Source organism: Thermus albus, assembly GCF_022760855.1.
Taxonomy (GTDB): domain Bacteria; phylum Deinococcota; class Deinococci; order Deinococcales; family Thermaceae; genus Thermus; species Thermus albus.
Genome location: NZ_JAKTNR010000021.1, coordinates 1 through 3,145 on the forward strand (window position 1 = coordinate 1; position 3,145 = coordinate 3,145).

Consider the following 3,145-nt stretch of genomic DNA (forward strand, 5'->3'; position numbering starts at 1 on the left):
ATAGACACCTCCAAGCCCCAGCCTGCCCCCTCGCCTACCCCTCGTCCATGACCCGGATCAAGGGGTTTGCCGCCAGGCCAACCCCCACCTGCGCCGCTGAGGACATGTTGCATCCTGGGCCACCCCTACCGCCAAGGCCCCATCCGGCCTAAGGGAAGGCAGGTACAGATTCCCCACCCCGAAGCCCTCAGCAGATTCGGCAGATTGTTAAATGGAAATGGTTACTGTTTCTAATACACTAAATCCGAGCGGAATACTTGACTTTATCCTGGGAGCGGTATAGCCTAACCTCCAGGAGGTTGACCATGCTACCCCTAACCCAGCTTCCCCCTGGCCAGCAGGCGCGAATCCTCAGGGTTCCGCCGGAAGAAAAGCGGCTTCTAGCCTTAGGCTTGAGGCCTGGAGCCACGGTGGAAATCCTCTTACGGGCCCCCTTGGGGGATCCCCTCGAGGTGCGGGCAGGGGAAACCTATCTGCTCCTACGCCGCGAGGCGGCCAAGGTCATCCTGGTGGAAGCCAGCAGGGAGCCCACATGAGTTGCCCCCGGTGCGATCCTCCAGCACCCATAGCCTCCGAGACCCGACCGACACGGGAAAAGCATTGGGCCATGGTCGGGGGGCCCAACACCGGGAAATCCTCCCTCATCAACGCCTTGGCGGGCAGCCAGCTGGCGGTGGGGAACTGGGCGGGAACCACTCTGGAGCGCCTTTCCGCCCGCCTGGACCTAGGGGGGCCAGTGGAGCTGGTGGACCTGCCCGGCCTCTACTCCCTTTTGGCCACCTCGCCGGAGGAAACCCTGGTGGTCCGGGAGCTCCTCCAAAACCCCCCTGACCTGGTCCTCAACGTCTTGGACGGGGGGAACTTGGAAAGGAGCCTGGTCCTCACCCTGGAACTCATGGAGCTGGGCCTGCCCATGGTCCTGGTGGTTAACCTCTTGGACGAGGCGGAGGCCAAGGGGCTTAAGGTGGACCTCCAAGCCCTGGAGAAGGCCCTGGGCCTCCCAGTGGCGGGTACGGTAGCCAGCCGGGGCCAGGTGGCCGAGGTCTGGCCCAAGGTGAGGGAGGCCCGCATCCCTACCCCCATGGTCCTCTACCCTGAGCCCTTGGAAAGGGCCCTGGACCACCTGCGCCCTTGGGTGCCCAACCGGGCCCTGGCCCTTTTGGCCCTTATGGGGGAGGAAAACCTCCCCCTGCCCCCCGAGGCTTGGGAGGCGGTAAGGCAGGAAGGGAGCGCCCTCGCCCAGGCCGGGTTGGACCCCTACCTCCTGGCCCTCGAGGCCAGGTACGCCAAGGCCCGGGAGATCCATGACAAGGCGGTGCAACGGGTAAAAAGCCTTCCCTCCCTCACCGAAAGGCTGGACCGGGTGGTGCTCCACCCCCTTTTGGGATTGCCCCTTTTCCTGTTGGCCCTCCTTCTCACCTTCCGCTTCACCTTTGCCCTTTCCGCCCCCTGGGTGGACCTGATGGGTCAGGCCCAAGAGGTGCTTTCCCGTTGGATCGTGGCCCTTTCCCTACCTCCCCTCCTCCAGTCCTTCCTAACCGAAGGGGTGGTGGCCGGCGTGGGTACGGTCTTGGCCTTTACCCCAGTGCTCCTCCTCCTCTACCTGGCCCTGGGCTTCCTGGAGCTTTCCGGGTTCTTGGCCCGCATGGCCTTTGTGGTGGACCGGGCCATGCAGTGGGCGGGGCTTCCCGGAAAGGCCTTCATCCCCTTGGTCCTGGGCTTTGGCTGCAATGTCCCCGCCATCTACGCCACCCGCACCCTCTCCCATCCCTTAGACCGCCTGAGGACCGCCCTGGCCATCCCCTTCATGGCCTGTGGGGCTAGGCTTCCGGTCTTCACCCTCTTCGCCTTCGTCTTCTTTCCCGAAAAGGCTTTCTTGGTGGTGTTGGGGCTTTATCTTCTGGGCCTGGTCCTTGGCCTATTCACAGCCCTCCTCCTAGGCAAGCTGCTTAAGGCGGGCCGGGGGGAAGGGGCCATGGAACTTCCCCCCTACCGCTTCCCCCCACCCAGGCTCCTTTGGCGCCTGGCCTGGGCCCGTACCCAAAGCTTCCTGCAAGGAGCAGGGGGCCCCATCCTGCTGGCGGTTTTGGCGGTATGGGCGCTTTTACACCTGCCCTTTCCGGGGGGGAGCCCCTACGCCGCCTTAGCCCAAGCCCTCACCCCCCTCTTCCACCCCCTGGGCCTCGAGGACTGGCGGCTGGTGGGGGCTTTGATCCCCGGGTTTATCGCCAAGGAGGTGGTGGTGGGAACCCTGGGGGTGAGCTTCTTTGGGTCAGAAGGCCTCATGCCCCTGGGGCTAGCCGAGGGAGTGAGAGCCCTCATAGATGGCCTCCTCTCCGCCTTGGCGGGCACCCTACATGGGCTCGGATCGCTGTTTTCGCTCCACCTTAGCCTGGCCCCTGAGCCCACCCCCCTCCAGGCGGCCCTGAAGGAAGCGGTGTCCCCATCCGGAGCCCTGGCTTATTTGGTCTTCGTCCTCCTTTACACCCCGTGTGTGGCCACCTTGGCCGCCTTAAGGCAGGTGGTAGGCGGGAAAGGAGCCTTGTTGGCCGTGGGATACCAACTTTCCCTGGCCTACCTCCTGGCCTTCCTGGTCTACCGCATCCTGCCATGATCCCCCTAGCGCTGGAACTTCTGACCTCCCCCAAGACCCCCCAGGAGCTGGCCCAAGGCTTAGGGCTTAGCCTGGAGGCAACCCTCCTGCTCCTCAAGCAGCTGGAACGAAAGGGATACGTGGCCCCCCTGGCCTGTGGGACGGCTTGCAAGGTCTGCGCCTTCCGCGGCTTTTGCGGAGGTCCAGGCCCCAGCCATTGGGTCCGGCAGGATTCCCTCCCTTAAGACTCCAACACGTGCACGTTGGGCAAGGTCTGGGCCCACTCGCGGTTCTTCTTTAAACCCTCCACTCCTCGGGGACATCCTCCTCAGGGTAGATGGCGTTCACCGGACAAGCAGGCACACAGGCCCCGCAGTCAATGCACTCGTCAGGGTGGATGTAAAGCTGCTCACCAGCATCGTAGATGCATTCCACCGGACAAACCTCCTGGCAAGAACGGTCCTTCACGCCAATGCAAGGCTCGCAGATCACGTGGGGCATAGACACCTCCAAGCCCCAGCCTGCCCCCTCGCCTACCCCTCGTCCATGACC

The 3,145-nt window shown here is 64.0% G+C and carries 3 protein-coding genes; 2 read left to right on the plus strand and 1 reads right to left on the minus strand.

Going from position 1 to position 3,145, the window contains the following annotated elements:
- Positions 1-305: 305 nt before the first annotated feature.
- Both L0D18_RS11815 and feoB read left to right on the plus strand, forming a co-directional pair.
- A complete protein-coding gene (locus tag L0D18_RS11815) occupies positions 306-536 on the plus strand; it encodes a FeoA family protein (RefSeq protein ID WP_243029277.1) in 231 nt (76 codons plus the stop codon).
- A 71-nt stretch (positions 537-607) separates the two neighbouring features.
- On the plus strand, positions 608-2,614 hold the full coding sequence (gene feoB, locus L0D18_RS11820; RefSeq protein ID WP_243029279.1) for a ferrous iron transport protein B: 2,007 nt from the start codon (positions 608-610) through the stop codon (positions 2,612-2,614).
- A 276-nt stretch (positions 2,615-2,890) separates the two neighbouring features.
- On the opposite strand, the gene L0D18_RS11825 is transcribed toward feoB, so the two are convergent.
- A complete protein-coding gene (locus L0D18_RS11825; protein ID WP_341474600.1) occupies positions 2,891-3,094 on the minus strand; it encodes an indolepyruvate ferredoxin oxidoreductase subunit alpha in 204 nt (67 codons plus the stop codon).
- Positions 3,095-3,145 lie beyond the last annotated feature (51 nt).

Excerpts from the sequence above, each read along its gene's own strand:
- L0D18_RS11815 (WP_243029277.1), top strand. The coding sequence starts at position 306 with ATGCTACCCCTAACCCAGCTTCCCCCTGGCCAGCAGGCGCGAATCCTC.
- feoB (WP_243029279.1), top strand. The coding sequence starts at position 608 with ATGGTCGGGGGGCCCAACACCGGGAAATCCTCCCTCATCAACGCCTTG.
- L0D18_RS11825 (WP_341474600.1), bottom strand. The coding sequence starts at position 3,094 with ATGCCCCACGTGATCTGCGAGCCTTGCATTGGCGTGAAGGACCGTTCT.